The 26,746-nt window shown below is 32.7% G+C and carries 23 protein-coding genes; 2 read left to right on the forward strand and 21 right to left on the reverse strand.

Features of this window, described 5'->3' with window-relative positions:
* The first annotated feature begins 46 nt into the window (after positions 1-46).
* Entirely contained in the window at positions 47-445 is a 399-nt protein-coding gene (locus OH806_RS09050) for an immunity 22 family protein (RefSeq protein ID WP_264743346.1), read from the forward strand.
* Between the two features lie 83 nt (positions 446-528).
* The gene (locus OH806_RS09055; protein WP_264743347.1) at positions 529-942 is read left to right on the forward strand and encodes a hypothetical protein; all 414 of its coding nucleotides are present in this window, start codon (positions 529-531) and stop codon (positions 940-942) included.
* Positions 943-1,003: 61 nt separating this feature from the next.
* Here OH806_RS09055 and polA read toward each other — a convergent pair whose 3' ends face one another.
* From polA to OH806_RS09160, 21 genes are all read right to left on the reverse strand, one after another.
* Complete coding sequence (gene polA, locus OH806_RS09060) at positions 1,004-3,847, reverse strand: DNA polymerase I (RefSeq protein ID WP_264743348.1); 2,844 nt, start codon at positions 3,845-3,847, stop codon at positions 1,004-1,006.
* Between the two features lie 143 nt (positions 3,848-3,990).
* Positions 3,991-5,328: a hypothetical protein gene (locus tag OH806_RS09065; RefSeq protein ID WP_264743349.1), complete on the reverse strand. Its 1,338-nt coding sequence runs from the start codon at positions 5,326-5,328 to the stop codon at positions 3,991-3,993.
* Between the two features lie 11 nt (positions 5,329-5,339).
* Complete coding sequence (locus tag OH806_RS09070; RefSeq protein ID WP_264743350.1) at positions 5,340-6,020, reverse strand: hypothetical protein; 681 nt, start codon at positions 6,018-6,020, stop codon at positions 5,340-5,342.
* Positions 6,007-7,092 (reverse strand): LysM peptidoglycan-binding domain-containing protein, encoded by a 1,086-nt coding sequence (locus tag OH806_RS09075; RefSeq protein WP_264743351.1) that lies wholly within the window; start codon positions 7,090-7,092, stop codon positions 6,007-6,009. Before OH806_RS09075 ends, OH806_RS09070 begins: the two co-directional genes overlap by 14 nt.
* A gap of 34 nt (positions 7,093-7,126) precedes the next feature.
* Positions 7,127-8,011: an ankyrin repeat domain-containing protein gene (locus OH806_RS09080; protein ID WP_264743352.1), complete on the reverse strand. Its 885-nt coding sequence runs from the start codon at positions 8,009-8,011 to the stop codon at positions 7,127-7,129.
* 40 nt (positions 8,012-8,051) lie between these two features.
* On the reverse strand, positions 8,052-9,326 hold the full coding sequence (locus OH806_RS09085) for a PAAR-like protein (RefSeq protein WP_264743353.1): 1,275 nt from the start codon (positions 9,324-9,326) through the stop codon (positions 8,052-8,054).
* 13 nt (positions 9,327-9,339) lie between these two features.
* Positions 9,340-10,191 carry a hypothetical protein gene (locus OH806_RS09090; protein WP_264743354.1) on the reverse strand — a complete coding sequence of 284 codons (852 nt, stop codon included), beginning with the start codon at positions 10,189-10,191 and terminating at the stop codon, positions 9,340-9,342.
* 14 nt (positions 10,192-10,205) lie between these two features.
* The gene (locus tag OH806_RS09095; RefSeq protein WP_264743355.1) at positions 10,206-12,413 is read right to left on the reverse strand and encodes a type VI secretion system Vgr family protein; all 2,208 of its coding nucleotides are present in this window, start codon (positions 12,411-12,413) and stop codon (positions 10,206-10,208) included.
* A 241-nt stretch (positions 12,414-12,654) separates the two neighbouring features.
* The gene (gene tssD / locus OH806_RS09100; protein WP_264743356.1) at positions 12,655-13,059 is read right to left on the reverse strand and encodes a type VI secretion system tube protein TssD; all 405 of its coding nucleotides are present in this window, start codon (positions 13,057-13,059) and stop codon (positions 12,655-12,657) included.
* A 310-nt stretch (positions 13,060-13,369) separates the two neighbouring features.
* Entirely contained in the window at positions 13,370-13,714 is a 345-nt protein-coding gene (locus OH806_RS09105; RefSeq protein ID WP_264743357.1) for a hypothetical protein, read from the reverse strand.
* A gap of 213 nt (positions 13,715-13,927) precedes the next feature.
* Positions 13,928-14,260 (reverse strand): hypothetical protein, encoded by a 333-nt coding sequence (locus OH806_RS09110; protein ID WP_264743358.1) that lies wholly within the window; start codon positions 14,258-14,260, stop codon positions 13,928-13,930.
* Positions 14,261-14,267: 7 nt separating this feature from the next.
* On the reverse strand, positions 14,268-15,770 hold the full coding sequence (locus OH806_RS09115) for a hypothetical protein (RefSeq protein ID WP_264743359.1): 1,503 nt from the start codon (positions 15,768-15,770) through the stop codon (positions 14,268-14,270).
* 2 nt (positions 15,771-15,772) lie between these two features.
* Positions 15,773-16,099 (reverse strand): hypothetical protein, encoded by a 327-nt coding sequence (locus OH806_RS09120; protein WP_264743360.1) that lies wholly within the window; start codon positions 16,097-16,099, stop codon positions 15,773-15,775.
* 108 nt (positions 16,100-16,207) lie between these two features.
* Positions 16,208-16,891, reverse strand: a complete 684-nt coding sequence (locus OH806_RS09125) for a hypothetical protein (protein WP_264743361.1) — start codon at positions 16,889-16,891, stop codon at positions 16,208-16,210.
* Between the two features lie 2 nt (positions 16,892-16,893).
* Positions 16,894-18,234, reverse strand: a complete 1,341-nt coding sequence (locus OH806_RS09130; protein WP_264743362.1) for a zinc metalloprotease — start codon at positions 18,232-18,234, stop codon at positions 16,894-16,896.
* Between the two features lie 2 nt (positions 18,235-18,236).
* Positions 18,237-20,198, reverse strand: coding sequence for a type VI secretion system Vgr family protein (locus OH806_RS09135; RefSeq protein ID WP_264743363.1), 1,962 nt, complete (start codon positions 20,196-20,198; stop codon positions 18,237-18,239).
* Positions 20,199-20,248: 50 nt separating this feature from the next.
* A complete protein-coding gene (locus OH806_RS09140; RefSeq protein ID WP_264743364.1) occupies positions 20,249-21,061 on the reverse strand; it encodes a lytic transglycosylase domain-containing protein in 813 nt (270 codons plus the stop codon).
* Between the two features lie 107 nt (positions 21,062-21,168).
* Positions 21,169-23,664: an ATP-dependent Clp protease ATP-binding subunit gene (locus OH806_RS09145; protein ID WP_264743365.1), complete on the reverse strand. Its 2,496-nt coding sequence runs from the start codon at positions 23,662-23,664 to the stop codon at positions 21,169-21,171.
* Positions 23,665-23,927: 263 nt separating this feature from the next.
* Positions 23,928-24,332: a type VI secretion system tube protein TssD gene (gene tssD, locus OH806_RS09150; protein WP_264743366.1), complete on the reverse strand. Its 405-nt coding sequence runs from the start codon at positions 24,330-24,332 to the stop codon at positions 23,928-23,930.
* Between the two features lie 198 nt (positions 24,333-24,530).
* Positions 24,531-25,478, reverse strand: a complete 948-nt coding sequence (locus tag OH806_RS09155; RefSeq protein WP_264743367.1) for a hypothetical protein — start codon at positions 25,476-25,478, stop codon at positions 24,531-24,533.
* A gap of 55 nt (positions 25,479-25,533) precedes the next feature.
* Positions 25,534-26,724, reverse strand: a complete 1,191-nt coding sequence (locus tag OH806_RS09160) for a hypothetical protein (protein ID WP_264743368.1) — start codon at positions 26,722-26,724, stop codon at positions 25,534-25,536.
* Positions 26,725-26,746: the final 22 nt, after the last annotated feature.

A 26,746-nucleotide genomic window follows, 5' to 3' on the forward strand; every position in this document is an offset into this window, starting at 1 on the left:
TAACTTTGAAACCTGTTTAATAACACGGAAGAATAATCAAACAATTATGAATACAGGAACATTAGATTTTTGGGTAGGAAATTTCAACAGTGAAGAAGAATTTTATCAATTTGTGGAAGAGGATGAAGATTTCTATATGGAAGAAGAATCTGACGACACCTATATTTCAAAATTTGCAGAATCTCAGGAAACAGTCTGGCTCGACCACGATTTTGTAGAGTATGGTTTTGAAGATGGAAACAGAGGTATCTACGAAAAATTTGCAGAATATTCTTTTGCCGAACAATGGCTACCTATTTTAATCAACCGAATCAATGAAATGAATATTGATTTTGACATCAATTCTTTGATATTTCTTAATCAGGGACAAATCTCTAAACCTACTTCCGTAGAAAACGATTTCTTTTCTTTGACGTATGTTGGAGGGATTGAGTATGAATTTTAGAAAAAACATTTACGGATTCCCGTAATTTGTATATGATTTATTGTAATAGTTTTGAAGTAAATAATTATTAAAACTATTACAATATGAAAAAAATTCTACAAGCACTAATTCTTTTTACTTTCAGTTGTTTAATTTTATCTTGTACAAATTATTATACGGTTCTTTTAACAGAAGGTACAAAAGTTTACAGTTCATCTGATTCTAGTAATTTAATCACAGAAATACCTAAAGATACTCAAGTATTTTTATCCTCAAAATCAAATAAAAAGAATTATAAAAAAATTAAATGGGGAAATTATTCAGGGTGGGCATATAATCCAATTTATAGCTCTTATAATGATTATACTAAGTCTACAAAGACTACTAATTCTTCAAACTATAACTACAAATCAGAAAATGTAGGATCAGGAGGAACAGTACATGTAAAAGGATATTATAGGAGTAATGGAACTTATGTTAAACCTCATACAAGAAGTTCTCCTTCCAGAAGAAAATAGTTATAAAAAAACTTCCGCCTTTCTTCAGCGGAAGTTTTTTTATTGTAAGGTAATTTTCTTTTTAATGTGCTTCAAGCCAGTTATTTCCTACTCCAACCTCAACCAATAACGGAACCTGAGTTTCTATAGCATTTTCCATTTCTATTTTAATAATGTTTTTAGCTACTTCCACTTCATCAATCGGAGCTTCAAAAATTAATTCATCATGCACCTGAAGTAGCATTCTTGTTTGTAATTTTTCTTTCTCCAGCTCTTTTTGAATTTTAATCATAGCTACTTTCACCACATCTGCAGCACTTCCCTGAACAGGAGCGTTTACAGCATTTCTTTCTGCATGACCTCTTACCACAAAATTATTAGAGTTGATATCTTTTAAATGACGTTTTCTTCCCAAAAGTGTTTCAACATATCCTACCTCACGAGCTTTTCTCACCTGTTCAGCCATGTATTCTTTCAATTTCGGATAGTTTTCAAAATACGCCTCAATCATTTGCTTAGCTTCTGTTCTTGACAAACCGGTTTGCTCTGCCAACGCAAAAGCTCCCTGACCATATATAATTCCGAAGTTTACCGTTTTTGCCTGACTTCTCTGTGTTTTTGATACTTCTTCCAAAGGAACTTTAAATAATTTTGCTGCCGTTGAAGCGTGAATATCTTCTCCGTTTTGGAAGGCTTTAATCATGTTTTCTTCACCCGAAATTTCGGCTATTAAACGAAGTTCGATTTGTGAATAATCGGCCGAAATAATTTTCTTCCCCTCTCCAGAAACAAATGCTCCACGAATTTGCTGACCTCTCAATGTTCTTATAGGGATATTCTGCAAATTAGGATTTACGCTTGCCAAACGACCTGTTGCAGCCGTTGTTTGGGAGAAATTGGTATGAACGCGATTATCAGTTTTTTCAATCTGCGAAGGCAATGCATCTACATACGTTGATTTCAGCTTTTGGTAGGTTCTGTATTCAAGAATATGCTTGATGATTTCATGCTTAGAAGCTAATTTTTGGAGTACATCTTCGGAAGTTGCATACTGTCCCGTTTTAGTTTTTTTAGCTTTCGGGTCAAGTTGCATTTTTTCAAATAAAATTTCACCCAATTGTCTTGGCGAATTCATGTTAAACTCTTCTCCAGAAAGTTCAAAAATTTTAGATTCAAGTTGTTTTAAATCATTTTCTAAGTCTACACTTTCCTGAGCCAACCACTTTTCGTCCAATGAAATTCCAGCTAATTCCATTTTAGCTAAAACTTCCATCAATGGCATTTCTATATTGTAGAATAATTCTTCTAAATTTTCTTTTCTCAATTGTGGGGCAAACAATTCGTACAACTGGAAAGTTACATCTGCATCTTCCGCTGCATAATCGGTTTGTGTTCTCAAGTCTGCATCTCTGAAATTACCTTGTTTTTTCCCTTTTTTTCCAATAATTGTTTCGATGGAAACAGGTTTATAGTTCAGATATACTTCTGAAAGATAATCCATCCCATGTCGACCATCCGGATTGAGCAAATAATGCGCAATCATGGTATCAAACATTGCTCCTTTTACTGTAATATCATACTGTTTCAGGATTTTATAATCGAATTTCAGATTGTGAGCTATCTTAAGTACATCTTCTTTTTCAAAGAAAGGTCTGAAAATCTCCAGAGTTTCCAATACCTCCTCTCTTTTTTCAGAAAGCGGAATATAATAAGCTAAACCTGCTTTATAAGAAAAACTCATTCCTACCAATTCGGCTTCAAATTCATTCAGAGAAGTCGTTTCAGTATCAAAGCATACTGCTTTTTGCTTCAATAAATTCTGAATTAAAATTTTCTGAGCTTTGGGATTATCAACAAACTGATATAAATGATCGTTTTGCTCAATCGTTGATTTTGTAGAAGTTGCCTGTTCTAATTCTTCATAGGTTGCAAACAAATCCAGCTGACCAATTGCCTGAGCTACTTTTTGCTTCGGTGTTTCTGTAGCAACAACTGTCTCTTTTTCTTGAGACACAGCCGTTTCGGTAGTGGTTGCAGGAGCAAAAGCTCTGTAAAGGTTTTCGTACAATCTTCTGAACTCGATTTCGTCAAAAACTTCTTTGACTTTTTCAAAATCTGGAGTTTCTAAATCGTATTGCTCTTGATGAAATTCAATAGGAACGTCGCAAATAATAGTTGCCAATTTTTTAGATAAAATTCCGCGTTCTGCAGAAGCTTCTACTTTTTCTTTGAGCTTACCTTTTAATTGAGCTGTATTGGCTAAAAGAGTTTCTATATTTCCGAATTCTTTAAGGAATTTCATGGCTGTTTTCTCACCAACACCCTCCAATCCTGGAATATTATCTACCGCATCCCCCATCATTGCTAAGAAATCTATGACCTGTTTAGGATCTTCAATTTCGTATTTAGCTTTCACTTCTTCTACTCCTAAAATCTCAATATCACCTCCTTTTAAACCTGGTTTATAGATTTTGATTTTATCGGTAACCAACTGCGCAAAATCTTTGTCAGGTGTTACCATAAACGTACAATATCCTTCTTTTTCGGCTTTGCAGGCAATTGTTCCGATAACGTCATCAGCTTCATATCCTTCGACTCCTAAAATCGGAATGTGCATCGCTTCCAAAATTTTATGAATATACGGAACCGCAATTTTTATGGCTTCAGGCGTTTCACTTCTGTTGGCTTTATAGTCTGCAAAATCATCCGTTCTCACGCTTGCCTGTCCCACATCAAAAACCACTGCCAAATGAGTAGGTTTTTCTCTTCTGATTAATTCTATTAAAGAATTAGTAAAACCAAAAATAGCCGAAGTGTCTAATCCTGTACTTGTAAGTCTGGGGTTTCTTATCAAAGCATAATATCCTCTGAAAATCATTGCATAAGCATCGATAAGAAACAGCCTTTTATCTTGAGTTGCGTCCATATTTTCTATAATGAACAAATATAAGAAAATAGGAATATTTATATCTCGATTTTAAGATAAGAAAATTGGTTTCAAGATTAAAAAATGAATCAGATATATAAATCTATTATTTTAAGAATTTTTTCATTGAATTTAATTGAGAATTAAGCTTCAGTCGCACATACCGTAATACCTGATGTATCATCTTTTGCATAATCTTCCGCGGCCAATCTTATTGCTCTTTCGGAAAAATAGCTAGCTGCAAAAGGAGCTATTAATGTAAGAATACCACCTGCTGCAGTAATTCCTCCTCTAATATTTGCCCTAGTATTTTCTTTGATTGATTGAGTTGCTTTTTCTGAATGAGTTTCAGCGGTATTATTAGCATTTTTCTCATTTACCATGCCTCTAAAGTTACCACTCTTATTAGTAACTTTTTCTTGTAACTCTTTCCCAAACTCTCCTGATTTCATTCTTTCAAACATTTCTTTTAAATCAGGATTATTTTTCAAAGAATAAGTACCTTGTCTTTGCGCTTCAGCAATACCAGCATCAAATTTCGCCAAATCTGCTTTTGAAGCATTATTTTGACCTAATCTGTTTCTGATTTCATTTATATCTTTCCTAGGGCTATTAGGATCCCAGTTATCAGTAGGAATCATTGGATCATCAACGCTTTGCTGAGCGCTTTTAATATCTGAATATGTATTTTGATCTGTCTGAAGATTATTAATTCCTGTTCCAAAAGAACCAGCTAATGGCGTAATTATGTATTGACCTACAGGAATCCAAAGCCCGAAAATTGTAGCCTGACTTAATGCATGAATACTACCCTGTCCCAATGTAATTGCACCTCCTGCCGGTAAAGCCATTCCCATTCCGAAACCAAGTAGAGCCCCTGTTAAAAAACCACCTGCAACATTAATCCAAAATTCAGTTTTGTTATTACTCGCAATATTACCAGCCGCATTTATTGCATCAGCCTTATTTATAAAAGGAAGTACAACCCCTCCTTCTTTACAAGATAAAATAGAATTCTTCGTCAATGCCAAATGAAGATTTTTAACCTCAACGTTTCCACTATCAAATCTTACAGTAGTGTGATGAAGGCTCCATTTGCTTTCTTCATAACCAATCATATCACTACAAGACGGTCTTTGAGACATTTTCCAAAGTCCCCAACCAATAGCACCAATGGCGATAATTCCTCCGACAATCCAACCTGCAACCGGAACAGTCATACATACAGCTGCAATACCCAAACCAACTCCAACTCCTGCACCGAGAGCCACCATACCTGCACCACTACTCCAATTTGTTTTGCATTTAAAATCTTGGGTAAGTTTTTTGTCAATCTTTACAAGAAAAACTTTGGACTTAGTTCCTAATTTCACTGTACGCGAAATGGGTTTTCTTAAATCACTTAAGAGAAGTTGCCTAGGATCGGGATTCATCTGGTTGGTACAAACCGCATATACTTCTTCAGGTAAATAAACTGCCATAATTTATATTTTTACCAATATTTTTCAAGTTGTGTAAATAATATTACTAATAACAAAAAGCCTCCACAAATAAAAATTAAAATTATTTGCCAAGGTTTTAGTTTATTAATTATACTATATTTTATTATTTCAGACTTTGTCACATACACACCGTAATTAGGAAAAATGTTAGTATTGATTTTATTTTTAAGTTCTTTTTTATTAAAATTTTCATTTAAAAACGGGGTGAGGTATTCCAGAAATTCATCTACTTTTTCAATGTCAAATTGTGATGAAAAGGGAACAAAACCTGTATTTCCTACTCTTATTTTTATACTTTTTTCAGGAGTAACAATTGTTAAATATCTAAAACCTACATTTCCCAAATTTTTTATAATCCTGATATCTTTCAACGGGATAATGTATTTTGCTTCTTTATATATTATTTCGAGGTTCGTATCATTAGCATTGATTATCCATGTTTTATTTTTAATTGTTTTAGCTAAAAATTTTAATAATAGTAGACTAATGATAATTGTAAGTATTGCTGCTGATAAAACAGGATATAAAAAATTGGTTTTAGGTAAATAAAACTCAAACAAATACATTATAGAAAAGAATACAAATAATGCAGGAATAGCTAAAATTAATCCTATTTTCCATTCTGTTTTGGCATCAATACCCTCAAATTGAAATTTTTTAGATTCCTTCATCTGGTGTATAATTTTCTAATTGTTTAATATTATAGCTACATTCATTTTCAATATTATCAGCGATCGATTCTCTAAGTTTTATACTCGCTTTTTTCACCAATTTAGTTTCGGTATCTATTTCTATTGTCGCTCTGAAAATCAATTTATATTGAGTATAACTAAATCCTATAGTTGGCCGATGTAAATTATTATATTGATTAATAATCTCTTTCTCTAATTGTTGGGATAAATCGTATTCTGCGACCATTCTTACAGTAAGCAATTGATTCTCTTCCGTAATTTTATCATACCTCAGAATAAGAGGAACAATATTGGGCGGAACTATTGTAGAAAGATACTTAAACTCCTCCGTTTTTATATCATCCTTAACGATATATTGATTTAAACAAATGAAGTAAAAAAAGTCTTTTCTATACTCCTCTTCATTATCTGCATTTGAAGAGAACTGAGTATCTCCTAAATTAACGATTTCTTGTACTGCTTTTTCATTAGTTTTATTGAGTTCAATTATAAAAGGATTGCTGTTAAGCTTTTCTTTCTTATATTTTTTCCAGTTTTCGTTTAATTGTTTTCTGTTAAGGATTTTTTCCAATTTCCCATTTTCATCTAAAGTGAAAAGAATATTATGCTTTATCTTATCTGTTTCTTCAATAAAATCAAGCACATTTAACATTACTGGAGGTGTTATTTTTTTCAAATAATCTTCTCTATTTACATATCCTAAACCATCAACTGTATCAATTTTAAGAAGATACTGAAACTTTTGCTCAACAAACTGAACTAAATCGCCATTTATTTTAGTTGTGTTTACTTGTTCGCACCTATATCTTGCTTTTTTATCAAAACTTGGTTTTTCACCATCTTTTATTTTCTTCTTTTTTTGTTTTTTCACCAATTCCTTACTCACGATAACGAATTTTAAGTGAATTGGTAAGGTATCCCCGATAATCACATTGGTCATCCCAGAATTTTGATTATGAAAATCAACGAGTTCTTCAACTGAGACGTTATGCTTGTTGGCAATAGATTCTAAGGTATCTGATTTTTGTATTTCGTATTTTACTAAATTCATTATTTATCTCTTCATTCCACTTTTCATAAAAATTCTACTTTCCCTCAACTAATTCCAAGTCTTTTTGATACCATTTTTCACCATAATTTTTCTTGAAATTTATAGATATTTTATCTTGTGGACTTAGATGTTCGTATAATTTTATTCTAAGTCTTGCTTCTTCCATGGTATCTTTTTCGTAAGGAAACTTAACATTATACTTTTCAATCAATTTTTGTTTGAAAGTCATTAATTTTTTAAAATAAGGTGTCTCTTCATTTTTAAACTTTTTTTGATTTTGTTCCTCAAACTGAATATACTTCGCTACTGGGCATAAAGTTGTACCTTCAATAACAGGCTGTCCACCTTTCTCTAAAAAGTACAATGCCATATCCAAATCGTCTCGAGTAACCGCTTCCATTATATTATCCCCGTTTAAAGAAATATTATTAATATCTGCGCCATGAGCAAGTAAATAATCTATGAGTTTTTTTTCTGTATTCTTAAAACCACCTACCAACATTGCATTAATTAACGGAGAACGCCCTATTTTAGGATTAGGGTTAGCCTTATATTTAAAAAGCAAATCCATCATTTTATAATTATTAAGAGCAACAGCATGATTTAAAGGGTTAGCTAGTCCTCCATCAGGGATAATTATTGTAGGATCTGCTCCTAAACTTAATAATTTTTCCATCGCTCTCATATCTTCTATGATAGTTGCATACATTAATAAGGTATAGCCTGTAGAATCATCTAACTTATTAAGGTTAAGGTTATTTTGTTTTATCTCCCGCTCCATCTCTGCAATATCTCCATCATACATTTTTTGAGCTGCTGATAAAGCATCACCTTTAAACATTTTAGAAGGAGGGTATTGTTCACGGTTTGCATTTTTTCGTGACCTAAGACTAGCGTCGGAACAAGAAAATAGTGTCATAATAGAAAAAAGTATTAAGATTATAGTCTTCATATTCGATTTATATATCTGCGATTACATCTGTATTAATAGTTTCTAACATAGCTTGGAAGGCATCATTATAAGCACTATGTCCACTACCAATTGTAGAAAGACCAAGCCCTTCATTTTTATCAATATATCCAAAAATTTCATGCTGCTCTCCCAAAGCGCGCGGAACACCGCCTGTAAGTCCACCAAAAATAGCAAGCTTATTCAATCCTGGAATTCTAGATAATGCCAATGTCGAAAGTAAACCTTCTCTATTATTCTGTAATCCGTTCAAAATATCATTACTTGTACTATAATTATAAATATTTGAAGTAACCTTACTCGCTCCCTCTTTATCAAGATAATTTAATGTATTTTGATGAACGCCTCTTGCATTAAAAGTATAGCCAGGAAGTCCTGTATAATACGATGCCATCGCACTATTTCCTCCTCCTAATGAATGTCCTGTAAATTTCACCTGTCCATTTGTTGATTCATTCATTTTCTTTGCTAAAGATCTTGTTCTTTCAATTTGAGGAGTAGCCGCTCCAAATGCCTGTCCTCCATCTTCAATAAACCAATCGTGGTAAAACTGCATTCCTTTTGGTTCTGAACCTCTGAATGCTACAAAATATTCTTTTACTTTTTTACCACCTTTCGTTATTTCTCTATAATATAACGAAGAATAAAATCCATCTTGATTATTAGTATTAAAATCCTCCTTAGTCAACTCACCTTTAAAAAGCTCGTTTAATTTACTTGGGTCATCAGTATTAACCCTTGTATAGCCATCTATTTTTATTACATTTCCTTTTTTATCCAAGTATGAATCTCCATAAGAATCTTGTGCCATTTTACTGGCTGTACTTGCCTCTTGTAATTGTGCTATAGGTAAGTGAAAAGTAATTGTACCTCCTATAAAACATTGTAAACTTGAGTTCTGCAAAAGAGGCTTCTTATTTTCTACTTTCACTTTGGGATGCGTGTTTTTCCAATCGCTTCCTTTACATAAAAATGAGCAAATATTTAAGCAATCATCAATAAGTGCACTTCCTGCCCAAGCTGCAGCTGCCATTACAAATAATCCTCCCGAAAAAGCAGCAGCAACAGCAACACCTGCCAAAGCACCTGCCATCATCATTTGTGGACAAATAAAATTATCCTTAAATCGATCATCTTCCGTTGCCATAAGTTTACCTCCATTTTTTAGAAGAACTGAAGATTGGGAATTTACACCAATACCTATAAGCCTTCTTCCCTTACTGCAAATAAGGGGAGTATCTTGTGATATATATAATTGACTCATAGCAATACGATATTTAATGTTTATTTAGTTTAATATGGTATCTGCATACGTAAAACATCTTCTCATTAAGCTCCTCTTTTACGTGAAACATAACGTCCGACAATACAGAATCTTCGTTATAAAGATATTCTCCTTCAATTAAATATTTATAATCTAAAGGAGCATCAAGAGTTCTTTGATAATTTTTTTTATAAATTCCGTCAAATTCTCCCGATTGATTTTTTCCTCTACCTTCTAACTTTACTTTATAGCCTTCATTAAATTTTGAAATTCTATATTTAGAGCTATATCTTAATCTTTCTCCAGGAAAAAGCGTTGATAAAGTAGTTCTTTCCGGAATTTCATCCAGTAAACCACCTCCACTAAATGCAGGAAGCGGATAAAACATAATCTGGTATAGTAAATTTTGTTTAATGTTATTATCTATGTTATTAAACTCTTTATCGTAAATATTTATAAAAGTCTGATAACTTTCTTTTACTAATTCAAAAAAATGTAAATCCTTTTTTATTTCTTCCCATTTTCCTGAAATCTCATCTTTGTTGGTAACTTCATTTATACTTTTATCTGTGCCTAAAGAAACTTTCAGTACATCTGTTGCCTTGTTTATCTTCTCAAGAATTCCATAAAAAGGTTTCATTTGTCCGTCTGCCTGAATATATCTTTGAGTAGAAGAATTTATTGTAATATGATTATATTCTCCCGGTTCTAAAATCCAGTCTTCCTCTATTTCTGTTTGATTAGCCTTTCCACTTCCTAATGTAAGATAAGATTTAATGTTAATATTATATTGTCCTTTTTTATACCAAGCATATTTGAATCCTGATAATTCTTCTTTCTCTTCATTATTCAGCTCTAATGCCATATCCCAATAATATATTAATTGATATCTACTTTGTTTCCCGTGATAAATAAATCACCTGTCGCATTAATAGATGTAATAGCCTTACTATGAATACTTAAATTATCTTTCGTTACAAGTAGAGCATTTTGTAAAGAATTCATGTCTAGCATACCTTCTTCTGCAGAAATTGTAATACCCGCTTTTGTGATGGTAATACAATTTTTTCCAACCTTTAGCTCAATTTTTGTTTTTCCTTCTAAACAAATATTTCCTTCAGCATCCATTTTTAAAAGAGAATTTGCACCTTCTCCTTCTTTACCTCCAACATTTATTGCACTTGTAGATCCCGCATTTACAGTATTATTATTTCCTACATTTACTGTTTTATTATTATTTGCATTCGTCATTGCATTTCCTGCTCCATCAAACTTCATATTTGCGCCTCCTTGGTCTGTAAGGAATACTGAGCCTTCACCATCATTCAATTCAAGTTTATTTCCGCTTCTACTGCTTAAACTTTTAATAATATTATTGGCGCCACCTCCGCCACCAACTCCTCCATGAAACATACCTCCCATCACGAAAGGTCTATCAGGATGTTGATGAACAAAATTCACAATCACCTGATCTCCAACCTCAGGAATTGCCATAAAACCACGATTTTTACTAACTTTATCACTACTTCCGGCATCTGGAGTCATCACTCTTATGAATTCTGTAGTTGTAGAACCATTTTGCCAGTCAAACTGAACCTGAACTCTTCCCTGATTCTGCGGATCCGTATTTGAAATTACTTTAGCAAATTGTGGTTCTGCCTTCGGAAATTGGAATTCTGGACGTGGAATAAAGCCTGTATCTGAAGCTATCGCATCAAAATTCCCTGTGTAATATCCTCTTCCATCTACTTCATGAATTACCTCAGTAATCATTAATTTAGTAAAATAAGAAGTTTCATTACTGTCTGTTTTTCGCATTTCGATGTCTGTAATACATCCCGGATACAAGAACGGAACTGTCGTACTTCCTGAAGTCACAAAAACTTCCGACGCTTTACTTCCTGCCGTGCCTTTTTGCGAAGCATCAATATCCATAAAAGATGATGCTTTGATAGGAGCAACTCTCAAAGAAGGTGTAGTAAAAGTTTTTTCTGAAATCTCATATGCTCTTTTAGCAATATCAGAAGTATGATTTATTTTTGAATTACCTGTCGTAAGCTTTTCATTTTTACTGCTATTATAACCATAAAATGTAGGATTAACATGTTGTGCCTTCATTCTGATTTTAATATCGTGTACACTGCTTCCGTACACTAATTTTACAGGCTTTTCCTGAGGCGGAAGTTTTCCGAAATGAAGAACTTCTCCGTCATAATAAAACTGTTCTCCGTAAGCTTCTGCTATTCTTGCCAGATAATTGTAATGAGTCTCTTCATATTGTGAGCTGTAAGAAACGTTTCCATGCTGAGAATCTACTCTGTAATCGAATTTATTCTGACCTAAACCTTCTTTAATGATATGGTCGGCAATACTGTTTAAACTAATTTCCTGTGCTCCTCCAAAACTTTGAATATGTGGAGCTGCATCCAGAAGAACTGTGGGGCTACTTCCTGTCAAAACAATATTACCCAGACTTCCTTTTTCCTGACTAAAACCTACTTCTGTGATGACTCCTACAAAGCTTCTTTCAGGACCGTTTTCCACATCTTTATATCTGAAAATAACGGTAATTCTTTTACCTAAAAAATCCTGTGCTCCTTCAAGGTTATGATTTTCAGCATTTCCTAAAGCGTCATAAGCCAACATCAGGCTAAACTTATGGTGCTTCATTGTGCTTTGGGTGAGCTTAAAATGTTTGTAGTAATTAATTACTTTTCCTTCAATCACGATTTCAAGCTTCACAACCCTGTTTATTCCCATTATCTGACTCTCTATAATTGCTCCTGCATTATGGATTTTTGAGGTCGGCTGTTTTGACCAGAATTTTTCTTCCGCAACACTCGATGTATTTGGTTGCATTACCTGATTCATGAACATATTTGATGAATTCTGAGCTGTGGCAGTATATGTTTGAGCCTGTGAAAGTTTCTGAGCAGCTTTCTGAACTTTTTCATTTTGTTGGATTTTTTCTCCGGCTTTATTTACAACTTTTTCCTTAGCCAAATTCTCCACAGAGTCTTTCTTTATTGAGGAGCTTTTTCCATTTTTGGAAATCGGCATTTTTGATGATTTATCGTCCTGAAACATTTTGTGTACTTTTTAGTTAATAAAATGGAACGGGCTTTACATTAGGAAATACTTGGAATATTAAGGTAAAATCTTCTCCGACCCAATCCTAATTAGCCATAAACAACTTATATACAATCAGATATAAAATAAAACCATTGAATTATTTCATTTCAAAAAAGAAAAAAACAGAATAGCCAACTCTGTGAAGAGCACACTATTCTGTACAATTTATTTTACTAAGATGATTGTAAATTTTAGGTTATGCTCCAGGCCAGATACCTTCGTAAGCAGAATTACCATAATTGATTTTCTCTGCACTTACTACGAAGCTGATTAGCATACTGTTTTCGTCTACTGCATCAAAGTCTACTTCATGCTGAATTACATATCCGTTTTCCCAGTTCAAAGTAATCAATGTTCCTTCTTCGTGAGATTTGTTGAATGTGATTTCTCCTTGTGTAGGCTTGTATTTTCCGTTTAGTAAACTTTCTAGAATATCAGATTTTTCTGTTGCTTCAATTGTAAGTTTGATAAGAGCATTTGAAGGATCTGAAGCTACTCGTCCCGATACATCAGTAGATCTGGATACGCTGTAGTTTAGCTTCAATAATTTTTGACCTTCTCCTCCGTTGAATTTTAAGATTCCTCTTGAATTTGCTGCCATTTTCGTAAATTTTAATCGTTAATATTTTGTGATTTGGTTGATTTGATATTTCAAAGATAGACTACCTATTTTTAACCTGGCAATAATCAAACATAAATCTTATTTTTTGTAGTAGTTCTACGATTTCATGTAGTAATTCTACTATAAGCGAAATAAATAATCAAACAACAACCTTAAAATCAATTAATTAAATCAAATTTAAAAACACATAACAAATTAAATTTAACACTAAAATGGGAAATATTAAGATATTTTTAAGATAAATTATTAATTCGATTTATTAAAATTTTAGAATTCAATTACAATAAAACTAGTTAAAAATCCTCAACTTTATAATTGAAATCCAGAACAAAACCGAAGCAATAATTATATAAGAATATGACTCTCTAATAACATATGCTATTTCCTCATTGAAAGAGAAAGTACTCCAAGAAGATACTCTATCCACAAAAAGGCTATGATTAATCATTATTGTCATGACTAAAAAACCAATAGTCACAACCACAGAAACTGCTAGTTTATTTTTAATAAGTTTCTTTATAATGAATAACAAAATAGTAAGCAATACCGTTCCTAAGAATGAGAAAAACAGGACATCTGTAGCATAATTACAATCCAGACAAGACGAAGCCGGACTCTCGGAGTAATCTTGCATGGAAAAATACGAGGTAATAAATAATAATACTAAACAAATTATGGATATTATAAGAGTTTTGATGTATTTCATTATATTTTAGAATGGATTTTTAATCCTAAAAATCAAATTCTTAATAAAATTGATTAATAAAGCTATAAAAAACCTATTAAGCCGTAAACAATTAATTGAATATAATTTATATTTCTAATAAGTTCTTTTATTAACCTTTTTCTATTGATTATAACTCTTCAGAAACAATGCATCTTTTTTACCCTCAATAAATGAATAGTTTATTTTTTCTCCGTGTTGACTCCAAACAGTTCTGATTGTATCAATAGGTTTATTATTAGAAAAAACAACTAAATTTCTTATAGAGGTATTGTCTTTTTTCAGTATAAAAAAACCTTTATCATTTGTGGTTATACAGTTTGTCGTATATTGCTCACATACCTTAATGTTCTTAACAGGTTTTTTTTGATTATTAAAAATATAACCTTCATAATTTTTTGATGCCGAACAAGACCAAAGTAATATGATAGCACCTAAATATTTTATGCTTTTCATTTATAATTTATTTTATAATAATTTTTGTTAGCCAAATTAAACTTAATACATCACTTTCTGCCGCAACCATTCTCTTTCTATCATTAATGGGAATATAATTTTTGTAATATGGCATAATATCAATTTCTCCACTTATAGGGTAGTTTGTTGACTGATCACTATTACTTTGTGTCACAACATTTACACTTCCTTTGTGCCCATAAGAATATACAGTTCCCCCATAAGATTTTAATATTTCGTGCCCAATTTCATGAGCTGAAGTTTCTTTAAAATTAATATCCTCATCTTTTTCAATAACATACCCCCATCCATTTGAATATTTTATATACCCTACATTATAACAAACAGCTTCTCTTGAAACAAGATTTCCTACCCAAGAAATAGGATTAAGTGTAGCAGTACCTGGATTTCCTGAGCGCATCCAACTTCCATTCGTGTTATAAATAAGACTAACATCATCCATTGAATTTTCTTCCGTATTAATTGAATCTACATAAACTTCATAAGGTTCTCCTACTATTTTAACATCTTTCGCTATTATGTGGTTTTTGTTTCTTCCCCAATGATAATTTATACCGTTAATTGCTAATTTCTCTAAGTCTTGAAAATTTCTTGTCCTAGATTTAATCACAGGTTGAGAAGGGGTAATGCTAGAAGTCGGAATTTTATCCCAAGGACAGCTAGTTACAGCAACTTTAAACTTAGGTTCTGGATCTATATCTCTTTCTATACAATCAATACCGTTAGCTCCACCATCCTTTAGATTAACTCTTAGTGTTGTATCAATTTTCTTATTGTTTTTGTCAATCTTTACATCTACCCAATCTACTTCTTTATATTGTGTTGTAAACTCTACTTCTTTTGTTTTTTTTACACCTTTTTTAGTTGCTGTAATTACCGCTTTTAGTTTTTTATTGTTAAAATTTTTACTATCAAAAATTCCATTGTTGTCAAAGCCGTCCCAAAAAATCACATATGATCCAATCTTTGTATAATCACCAGCTGTTATTTTATAAGGGTCAAAAACACTTTTCCAGTCCCACGTTTTATGCGGATTTAGAGGATCATACCTCGGTTTTTTATTTATAATATCCTCCATAAGAAGTGGAATTTTTTTAGAAGATATCACCACTTCTGGCAAATTTGTAATTGCATAAATTGTAGTACCATCTTCATTTAGAATTTTAAACTCTACTGAGTCTACATTACCAAGCATTAATGAATAATCAAAAACAAAACTAGCATTTTCATAATTACCATTGAAATCTAAAATTCCAAAAGGAACCACTGTAGAATAGGTTTTATCTTTTTTCAATGAAAATTTTAATTCAAAATCTTCGCTAATATCTTCTTCAAACTTTTCATAATCCCCATAATGCACCCCTTTTTCTAAGCCATTATCTCTTGTCTCACAATTAGCATTATATAAAATACTACCTTCAGCAAAAACATTATAGTTTTCACCAATTATTTTTGTGCATTTACCATGAATAATCCTAGTCCGAGACATAATTAATGATTTTTACTATTCTCTCCACTATTATTTTTAACTTCAATCTGAGCATTATTATTAATGCTTTTTTGAGAGGAAACTTCAATATCATCATGAGAAATTTCATTTCTACTCTTCTTTGTCTCACTATGCACATCACCCTCAATAACCTCCATCAATTTTCCGGTAATAAACATACTTGCATCTCCCACTACAGCAGTCATTTTCATTCCTCCTACACTTTGAGTTGTATTCAGTCCTATTGATTGGCTTCTATTCATCTCTATTATATCGGTTTGATTCATCCCAACATTGGTATTCATATTCTCTGTAACATTGATATTCATATTCTTACAATTCTCTTCCTCGTCATGGTTGAATGATCTCTTGATTTTCCGTAACTATTTTATGATTATTGAGTTTTTATTATATTTTAAATCTTAATAAACTCAATTCTAGCGTGCGAGCGGATTTAAATAGTACTCTTTTGAACTCAACTCTGCACCTGTATTCCCATTAAGAATTACCTTTTTAAATAAATAAGATTCTCCGTCCGCTGCTATTTTTCCGGTATTCCAGTTAAGTTCCCAAATATAGGCATTGTATTGCTTGGATTGAGATCTTGAAATATCCCCATTTTTAGTAAAATCTACTTTTCTATCTTTACCATATTGTAACACCTTATTCAAGTCAAACGCATAATTTTTATCCTTATCCTCTGTCTTCACAATAGTCCCATTCTTATAGTATATCCATTCTCCGATCTCCAAATTATTTCCAAAATAATGTTTAACGGATTGCAGTATACCTGTATTGTCGAACATATAAATATCCCTGAATCTATTTTGGGTAATTACCTCTTCTACATAGTTCTGAACAATATCTCTGTTATAAGTCTCTTCTACATATCCATCTTTACTAATATGATACTGTTTAACATAAACATTACTGTCTTTGGTATATCCTTCGTAAGAGGGATCTGCTTTTATTTTAGCTTCATATTTTGCAATATCAAATTTTATCATTTGTACATTAGTGTTTATTGGTGATGCTATATTCTGATTTGAAACCAACTTTTCTTTATTACCGTTACTACAGCTAAAAAACGATAGTAAAAGCCATACAAAAATTATCTTCATACTTAAATCATTTTTTTTAAGATATCCCATTGCCATTTATAGGTTTGTTTTGCTATAATATTTGTAGATTGGGAATAGTAGTCCATAATATTATCCGTATTGAATTTCTTGAATGTCAGCGGACTGTCATTATCAAATGTGTGATATAGACCGATGGCATGAAGTAATTCATGGGTAGCCGTTGTTTTTACAGATTCAAAGGGTACTCCTGCGGTCGTAGCTGTATCTTTCAGATTCAATACAAATACAGTTTTTGAGGGAATATTCTGAGCCTGCCCCAAAAGATAACCACCGTTACCAAGCTGTATCACCTCAGAAATAAAGTAAACCCTGTAAAAGCTATCATATCTGTTTCCTACCACACTACCATCCGGAAATTTAGCAGTTCTTAGCTTAGCATCCAGATATTGGTGAATATCTCTGTTGCTCTTCAGCTTTGGAATAAAATTAGGATCATTGGAAAGATTTATATTTAAGTTTTTAATATCAACATTGATATATGCCTGCCTCATATATTTTTTCAGTCTTTCCATTTCTCCTGTTGTACTCCCTGTTCCTGATGCTGAAATAACTTTTATAAACAATACTCTTCCTTGCTTTTGATGAGCTACATCATTTGCAAGGATCTTTATCTTACCACATACTGTATCATCTGCCCACACTTCGATCATCTGATCCGAATTAAATGATCTTAAGCAGGTAATCTCAAGAAAATTATCCAGAGTATATTTCCCTTTTTTAATGGTGATCTGATCGGTATTAAACTTAAAGTAATCATTTTTATCATTCTTACTTTTAAGATGTACTAGGGTAAGCTTTTTAGGTTTTTCCTCAATTTCAACTTTCAATGTTAATTTTTGAGTATCCCCTTTATAAATTGTCATGTAAGGAACAGGATAGAGATATGTTTTCTTATTTACCTTGGGCTTCCAAAAAATCGTCATATTGCTAAACTTGTTTAAAAGCTTATCATATTCCACTGTATCTTCATAAAAAGTGCCGCCTGAATATATCTGTTGCAGCACTTTTGTGGTAGAATTTTTATACTTTCCCACAATTTTTTTATACCAGACATCTCCCTTTACTCCTGTATCTCCTGCTCTTAACCAATCAAAACCAAATTCCCCACTCCAATTGGCGTGAGGTCTGAACATAACAATACACTTTGCCTTAATTTCTCCTGCCGGAGGACTTTTTGGATCTCCATAGCTTACCCCACTCTTCTCCCCTGTTTCTGTAACCGAAGCTCCTGCATGGGTTATAATATTTGAATTGGAGTACATGCTATGGCCTTCTTGAGAAATCTTGGTATAAGTACCTTTTACAATTCTTGTTCTGCTCATAGCTAATGGGCTTTTGATATTTCTCCACTATTATTTTGCACCTCCTCTTGTGCATGTTTATGAACAAATTTGCCAGATTGAATATTCATGTCTTTTTCACTTACTTCATTTCTCTCCTTCTTTGTCTCACTATGCACATCACCCTCAATAACCTCCATCAATTTTCCGGTAATAAACATACTTGTATCTCCCACTACAGCAGTCATTTTCATCCCTCCTACACTTTGAGTTGTATTCAGTCCTATTGATTGACTTCTATTCATCCCTATTATATCAGCTTGATTCATCCCAACATTGGTATTCATATTCTCTGTAACATTGATATTCATATTCTTACAATTCAACGTCATTGTTTCGGGAGCTGTAATGGTAATATTACTTCCTGTCGTATCAAGATGAATTTCATTTCCTGATTTATCCGTAATAATGATACTCTCATCTTCCGTAAAAATCACTTTATGTCCGCTTCTGGTCATAATAGATTTTACACGATTATCGGCTCCCCCTCCAAGTCCGACCCGCCCATGAAACATTCCTCCCATTACAAAAGGTCTGTCAGGATGACTGTGAACAAAGTTCACCATCACCTGATCTCCAACTTCAGGAATAGCAACATAGCCTCTATTTTGGGTCACCTGATCTGTCCCTCCCGCATCTGGACTCATCATTCTTATAAAGTGGGTAGTATCATTATTTTGCCAATCAAATCTCACCTGTACCCTGCCCTGTCCTTCAGGATCTGCATTAGAAATCACGGTTGCAATTTGTGGATCAGCTTTAGGAACAACGAATTCAGGTTTAGGTAAAAATCCTGTATCTGCAGCAATACCTTCAAAACTTCCTTTATAATGACCGATTGTATCAACCTCATGAGAAACTTCTGTGATCATTATTTTGGTAAAATAAGCACTCTCATTGGTGTCAGGCTTTCTCATCTGAACATCTGCAACACATCCTGGATGCAAAAAAGGAACTGTTGTATTTCCGGATAATGTAAACACATTTACAGCTTCACTTCCAGAAGCACTCTTCTGAGAATATTCTACATCAAGGTGGGTGGATGCTTTAATCGGGGCTACCTGAAGCGCAGGAGTTTTATAAATTTTATCATTGTGGGAGTAAGCCGTTTTAGCTAAATCACTCGCATGTTGTATTGGAGTTTTTCCAGAAGTCAGTCTCTCATTTTTACTACTGTTGTATCCGTAAAACTGAGGTCTTGTATGAACTGCTTTTAATTCAACTTTTACATCATTGGCATTACTTCCATAGATTAATTTTATCGGTTTATTTTGAGTTGGAAGTTTACCATAATGAAGAACTTCTCCATCATAATAAAATTGCTCGCCATACGCTTCCGCCATTCTCGCTAAGTAATTATAATGAGTTTCATTATATTGGCTGCTGTATATGATTTGAGAATAATCATTGGTATCAATTCTTATATCAAATCGGCTTTTATCAATCCCTTGTTTTATTACCGTTTCGGCAATTATTCCCATATTGACAGGTTGATCACCTCCAAAACTCTGAATATGAGGAGCTCCGTCCAACAAAATTGTAGGACTATAACCGGACAAAACGATATTTCCCAAACTCATTTTCTCCTGACTGAAACCTACTCCTGTAATTACTCCTACAAAAGTTCTTTCCGGACTTTTCTCAATATCTTTATAAGAAATAACAACCGTCAGACGTTTTCCCAAAAACTTATTTACCTCTTCCAGAGAATGGGTTTGCCTGTCTCCCAAAACATCGTGAGCCAACGTAAGAGAAAACTCATGGTGACGCCTTGTACTTTGCGTAAGCTTAAAGTGCTTATAATATTTAATAACCTTACCTTCAATAACCAAAGAAAGTTTTACCAGTCTGTTGATTCCGGTGTGAAGACTTTGGGATATTCCGTCTGCATTCTGTGACGGACGGAATGAAGGATTTTTCAGTATATTTTGTGATTCTGTTTTCATATTACCTGTGATTTGGATAGGTTAAACATTATCTCTTAGTGTGATTGGATTTATTGTTTGGTGTTTATTGTATTTCCTTCTTTTATGGAACGGGAAAGAATTTTGGTTTTTCTTAATAAAAAATCGGGCATCAAATCTGTTGGCAAATACAATGTACTTTCACCTTTGCTTTGGAGTTCTTCATTAATTCCAGGATTCCATGCAAGAATTTCATGCATTTCAACATCTAATTCATCTGCAATAATGTTCAAGTTAAATCCTGCATTAATATCTGTTTCAGATAAATTAGAACTATGTTTTTTTGCTCTTGAACCCGTTAAAAAGACAGTATTTATTCTTGATGAATTATAATTTTCTAAAACAGCCTGTAGCTCTCCTGTTGCAAAACTTGCATTCAAATATTTTTGAACATGATTAATTGTTTCATTTGGCAAATATTTATAAAAAACATGATACTGTGAAGATCCCGCTGTATTCATAGCCTTTGCAATATTTCCTTCACCACAATTATAGGCAGCAACAACTGTCACCCAATTATTATACTTTTTGTAAAGGTTTGACAAGGAAACCACTGCCGTTTTTGTGCTTTTATACAAATCGTTACGATTTTGTTCTGAAAGCCCATACTGATTTGCATGAGAAATCATAAATTGCCAAACTCCCACAGCTCCGGCTCTAGAAGTTATATTTCTGTTAAAATGAGATTCAATTAAGGCTAAATTCCGTAAATGTCTTGGCAAACCTTTTTCAGCAAGAGAGTATTCAATAAAATCAACAATTTCTTTATTTGATTTAATAATTCTCTGATACTTTTTCACACTATTTTGCGAAGTATCAGATGCAGAAAGAAATTGTGCATTCACAAAATGCGAACACGATAAAAAAACTATAGTTAGTAAAATATTTTTGAGATTGGGTTGCATTATTAATATTTTTAGGCGAACTCATAAATAAATCCTCCTTTATTTAACTAATCTACCTTCCAGCTCAATTTTTCCTCTTCTTTGTTCCAGTCTACATGAATTGTCTGTCCGGATTTCACTTCTTCTCTTACAATCATTTTGGAAATCGGTCTTGCCAATTGCGCTCTAATTACTCCCGAAATTTGTCTTGCTCCATATTTACTACTGAACCCTCCTAATGCAAGATTTTTAACCGCTTCATCAGAAATAGTAAGGGTAATTCCTAATCTCGTTAAAGAATTGTGAAGTGACTTTAATTGAATATTAAAGATTCTTTCAGCAATAGACTCAGTGATTGGTGCAAACGGAATAATTTCTGTAATTCTTGCCAAAAACTCCGGTCTGAACCGTCCTGAATTTGACATAATCTGCATTAAAGAATTCGATTCAGGTATTTTGCCTTCTTCAAATTGTTTTACGATTTCCTCACTTCCGATATTTGAGGTAAATAAGATTAAAGCATTACTGAAGTCTCCTTCTTTTCCCAATTTATCATGAACTTTTCCTTCATCCATAATCTGTAAAAAGACATCAAAAACAGATGCATGAGCTTTCTCAATTTCATCAAATAAAACTACAGTATAAGGCTGTTGTCTTATTTTATTGACAAGCATACCTCCCTCTTCGTAACCAACATATCCCGGAGGAGCACCGTATAAAAGTGCGGCAGAATGTTCTTCCTTAAACTCTGACATATCAAAACGTACCATCGCTTTTTCATCATTGAAAAGTAATTCTGCCATAGATTTTGCCAACTCCGTTTTCCCTGTTCCTGTAGGACCTAAAAGGAAGAATGAACCGATTGGCTGTCCTGGTTTATTAAGTCCGCTTCGGTTTTCTACAATAGCGTCTGAAAGAATTTTAAGCGCATGATCCTGTCCCACTACTCTCTTCAGCAAAAGAGATTCCATGTTAAGGAGTTTTTCTTTTTCCTGAGCCTGAATTTTACCAATCGGAATATTGGTTTTCGCTGCCATCACGGCCGCTAATTCTAATCGGTCAACTTTTTCTCTTTTTTTGGCTGCATGTTGCAAAAGTTCAGCATAGGTCGCTTCAATAATTTTTTGAATTTCGTTTACAGGCATAGAATTGTCAATTTGAGGTTGCTCATTCAAAGAACCCCATAAAATCGGACTAATTTTGTCCCTCAACAAATTATACATCCAGATTAATTCGTCTGCTTTATCTTTTTCATCAAAAAATTCTTCCTTCAGTATTTCATCATAGCTGGTTTTCCAACTTTCCAATTCCTTTTCTGAAAGCTCATCAAGCATTTTGATTGCTGCCATTGTTCTATCCAACAAATCAATTGCGGCATCCGGTAATTTCTTACCTTTTGCATATCTTTTCGCCAGACGAACACATTCCGGAAGAGCAGTTTTTTCAACTTCAATTCCGTGGTGTTTTTTATAACCTTCCAACAAAACATCAATCATTTTTACGCAGGTTTTATCATCTGGTTCAAGTACCGTTAAAACTTCAAAACGACGGTTAAATGCCTGTTCAGGTTCTATAATTTTTCTATACTCTTCCTGAGTTGTAGCTCCGATTACGGTAATTTCACCTCTTGCCAATTCAGGTTTTAAAAGATTGGCAACATTTCCTATGCTTCCTTTCGAATCTAGAAGTGTGTGAATTTCATCAATGAAAAGAATTGCTTTTTCAATTTTTTTACATTCGTTGATAACTTTTTTAAGGCGATCTTCGATTTCACCTTTATAAGAAGTTCCAGCTAATAAAGCTCCGGTATCCAATTCTAAAAGAGTACCGTTTTTAAGCATTTCAGGAACATTTCCTTTAATAATTTCTGTTGCAAAGCCTTCTACCAAAGCCGTTTTACCAACTCCCGGTTCTCCAATGATAATTACATTCGGTTTGGTTCTTCGGCAAAGAATCTCAACTAGCATTCTCAGCTCTTTATCTCTTCCTATAATATTTTCCAGCTCTCCTTTTCTTGCTTGTGCTGTTCTGTCAATACAATAATTTTTAATGGAAGGAAAAGAATTATCTGAATAATCTGAACCATTTGAAAAAATTGATGAAAAATCTCCATTTTCAGAGCTCTCATATGGAGTATCTTTTCTGTACAAATTGAAAATTTCGTGTTCCCTAAGAGGTAAAGACTTGAGCTGTTGCAAAGAAAAAGCAACCTGAGGCTTCACAATAGCCGTTAAAATACAGATCGGAGTAATCTCATCCAAGCCTAATTTTAATCGAATGTCATCAGCTTCTTCTACAATATTATCTACAGATTCATCTTCACCCACTTCATCGGGTAAATGTGTATTTTTAGGATAATCTTCAATACGAACATCTGCCCATTCATAGAAATAGCCGGGATCTTTATCAATACTTTTCAAAAACTCATTAAGACCGATATCTTTATGCATTAATGCCTGTAAAATATGTGGTGCTCCGTAAGTTGCGTTGTAGTTTTCCCTAGCGATAGACTGAGCGATATGAAAAAGCTGTTTCACTGTCTCATTGGTTACGAGTACTCCCATTGTTGTATTTTTCTCAAATTAATAATATCTTTTGGTGTTGGTGTGTTCTTTAATGATTACGATTTGGTTAATTTTTAATTAAGAACCAATTAAGTATCATTAAAATTTTTAATTGAATACTAAGATATTAGTTTTTTTTGACAATACGAAATATGTCTTTAAAATGTGATATAATAATATATTTGAACAACACTTCAATCGTAAAGTGGAAAAAAAAGACCGCCTTTCCGGGACAGTCTTTTATTTGAATTAATCTTTGAATCTTACGCTCCAGGCCATAGACCTTCATAAGCTGCATTTCCGTAGTTGATTTTCTCTGCACTTACTACGAAGCTGATTAGCATACTGTTTTCGTCTACTGCATCAAAGTCTACTTCGTGCTGAATTACATATCCGTTTTCCCAGTTCAAAGTAATCAATGTGCCTTCTTCGTGAGATTTGTTGAATGTGATTTCTCCTTGTGTTGGCTTATATTTCCCGTTTAATAAACTTTCAAGAATATCAGATTTCTCTGTTGCTTCAATTGTAAGCTTAATAAGAGCGTTTGAAGGATCTGAAGCTACTCTTCCCGATACATCTGTAGATCTGGATACGCTATAGTTTAGCTTTAATAATTTCTGACCTTCTCCTCCGTTGAATTTTAAGATTCCTCTTGAATTTGCTGCCATTTTCGTAAATTTTAATCGTTAATATTTTGTGATTTGGTGATTGATTATGAGACAAAGATAAAACGGCAAAATCAGTTTTAAAAATTTTAAATAAGCAATCTTAATTTTTGTAGTATTTCTACGATTTGATGTCGTAATTCTACGATACATGATTTAAAACACACCAGAAAACCCTTTATTAATAAAACATTAAGACAATTAATCAATAATAAGACGAGTAAAGTTTTTTTCACCAACATGATGAGTTGAATAATAAATTTCAGCCCTTTTTATAATACCTTTTTCTTGTTCAAGAATATATTTTCCTTTATAATCTGTCTTATTTTCCTCAGAATACCCATTCTGTGAAAGAACCAGCTCCTGTGAATCATCATTTTTAACTTTTTGCTCAATATCCAGAAATATATCATCTGAAATCAATTGTTTGAAATGAGATTTACCATCCTTGAAATCATTTCTTATTGCTGCAAAATAAGTTTTAATAAATGTATCTTCTTTCATTCTTTTACTAAAAAGCTCTTCATTAAGAACAACATATTCAAATTCATCAAGATAAATAGCTGCATACTGACCAGGAAACAAATCTTTTAATCTTTCTTTTATAGCCGAAAAATCGTCTGTGATTTCCTTTGAAAGACTTATACTTTTCAATTCTCCTTTTAAATTCGTTTTGATAATAATTTCACCTAAAGACTGAATACATTCTATTGCCAAATCGGTCATTTTAGAATCATTATTACTCGAAATTTTATTTTTAAATAAATGGAAAATATGATTTTCATTTTCCTTACCCATCCATTTTACATCAATTTCAAAAGATAAAATATTGCCGGTAATACTTTTTTCATATTCTTTGGTTTCAAGAATTTCAAAAGAATATCTCTTGTGCAGATTTTCAGGATTAAACTCTATTTTAGGATTTTGAACAGAGCTTTTGAAGAGTGCATCATTTTTGGCATTAAACTCAACAACTTTAGTTACATCAGGAATCAAAAGTTTTTTTCCGGGAACCAAGTCATTCTCAATATAATCTAATCTGGAACAGTATTTATTATGATATTCCTTCAAGTATTCGGGATTCTCTAATTTTATATCCTCAGAGATACTTTCAAGAGTTTCCCCAGGAAGAATAAAATGAACAATCATATTTTTGGGTTTTTGGTTTATAAATAATTCAAGAATTTCTAACAAAAAAAAGACTTTAAAAGTCCTTTTTTTCTATTCCTAAGAGAGCAACTCCCCCCATTTTGGTTTCGTTCCAGACTCTTTTGAAATCTGAAATATTATAATAGTTGTTCTTTTTAAACTCCTTTTCGTATTCTTTTCCGTCAATAGAGTTCAAAGAACTGAAAAATTGATACTGCAACCCTACTTTTTCACCTAACGTTTCTCCATAATAAGCGAGTTTACCCAAAATTTCGGCTTTTTTTGAGAAATTAAGCGGTGACTTTTTATTCAAAACTTCTTTTACAATATACTCCTGAATGGCTTTAAGATATTCGCTTTGTTCATATGGTTTTGAGTGAGAAATAACATCAATAATTTCTTTATTAAAAACTACTTCTCCACTACACCGCTTATTCCAAAGTATTTTCTCGAGCTCATCCGGATGCTTATAATCAGTGTGCAAAACAAAGGTTAACAGTTCAGGATCATTTACATATCCAAAAGATTTAACCAAGGATTTTAAAAACTCTTCGTCATTGGTTTTCAACCAAAGAAAATCGGGTTCACTGTTATTAAAAAGGTATTTATTTCTGGCAACAAGAGATTTAATATTTTCATCTCTTTTCTGAGCCAAATCTTTTTCATCCATCCATTTTTTAATCGTTATCACATCTCCGTTGCTGTTTTTGTAATCGTAAGGAAGTTTTTCTTCAAAATAAACCAGCTCAGGAAATTTATACTGATAATCAACCAACTCAGGAATCGCAAACAAAGGAGAGATAAAGCTACTTTTTTGATAAATAAACGCTCCATCATAATTGAAAAAATTATTTTTATAATAAGCAATCTCTTTACTACAAGGATTTATTGCATTGATATAAAAATATTGCTCTTCTGATGCATTATCAATCTGAAATTTAAATACTTCTTTAATTTTCGCATGGAATTCTCCCTTTGTTAAAAACCTGAAACCATGCTGTTTCAATATATCCTTTACAATTTGTTCTTCCAGTTTTACATCAGCATCGGCATATTGAATTTGAAAATCTACTCCGTCTCCGACCGTTGACTTTGAACCTTTTTTTAGTTGGCTTTTTACAACACCTACTTCTTTATCAATCGAAACATTATTTTCCGACTTTGCATTAACCTCATTTTTAGACTCTTTCTGACATGAAGTCAATAACATCGCGAATAAAACTACAAGCATCAGTTCCTTTCTCATAAAGTTTATCTAGTTTTTCGTA

The organism is Chryseobacterium oryctis, assembly GCF_025971925.1.
In the GTDB taxonomy this organism is placed as follows: domain Bacteria; phylum Bacteroidota; class Bacteroidia; order Flavobacteriales; family Weeksellaceae; genus Chryseobacterium; species Chryseobacterium oryctis.